1 protein-coding gene is annotated in these 900 nt (G+C 57.3%); it reads left to right on the forward strand.

Annotated elements, in window-relative coordinates; genetic code table 11:
* Positions 1-194: 194 nt before the first annotated feature.
* Entirely contained in the window at positions 195-875 is a 681-nt protein-coding gene (locus E1297_RS01330) for a hypothetical protein (RefSeq protein WP_155132926.1), read from the forward strand.
* Positions 876-900 lie beyond the last annotated feature (25 nt).

A 900-nucleotide genomic window follows, 5' to 3' on the forward strand; every position in this document is an offset into this window, starting at 1 on the left:
CGTCCTTCAGGGCGGGGAAGACGTTAACTCGACGAAGCATTCGCCCGGGCAGAGGGAAACCGCGACAAATGCGCCTTCAGCCAACCGAGGGTCAGCGTCTACGCGATGACCAATGCCACGTTCCGCGATCCGGAAGATCACAAACAGACCGAACTCAATCAATAGAGACCATTACGAATAAGGACAGCCTAGACATGCGACACGACTTTAAATCCGTTTCCGTTCCCCCGGCGCTCTCCGGATGCCCCAAGGACAAGCGCGGCTACCCAATCCCGTTCTCGGTCGCCATCGACCGAAACGGAAAACCCGACTTCAAGGTCGTCGACCGCAATGCAGCCGAGGAGTGCATCAAGCGGAAGCTCTGCGCCCTTTCAGGCAAGCGCTTCGAGCACCTCACGTCCGAAAACGGCGGATATTGGTTCATCGGCGGCCCCAAAAGCGCCTTCGATCAATACGGTGCCTACCTCGATCTTCCTGTTCGCGCGGAATGCGGACGCTACGCCCTACGTGTCTGCCCGTTTCTCGCGATTCCCGGAATGGCGATGCACGGTAACCTCGAAAAATCCCAGGCGCGGATGGACGACAACTACGTGGTTCAGCAAAACGACACCGTCATTCCTGACCAGCCCGACATCTTCGTCTTCGTTCAGGCAACGAAATACGAAATCATCCAGACCGAGAACGGCGTACTCTACAAACCGCACGCACCCTACCGACGCGTCGAATTTTGGAAGGACGGAAGCCAGATCGATTTTCAACAGGCGAGAGAGCTTTCCAATGACGTCCCCCAAACCGACGAGGAACTGAAGCGCTGGTGCAAGAAACTACCGAAGCAAACCCGAACGACGCCAACCCGACGCGTCAGCGTCCCTTAACGTCTTCCCCGACCTGAAGGACGGG

This window comes from Roseibium sp. RKSG952 (assembly GCF_009711355.1).

Bases quoted from the DNA above. Each gene is read 5' to 3' on its own strand.
- E1297_RS01330 (WP_155132926.1), top strand. From the start codon at position 195: ATGCGACACGACTTTAAATCCGTTTCCGTTCCCCCGGCGCTCTCCGGA.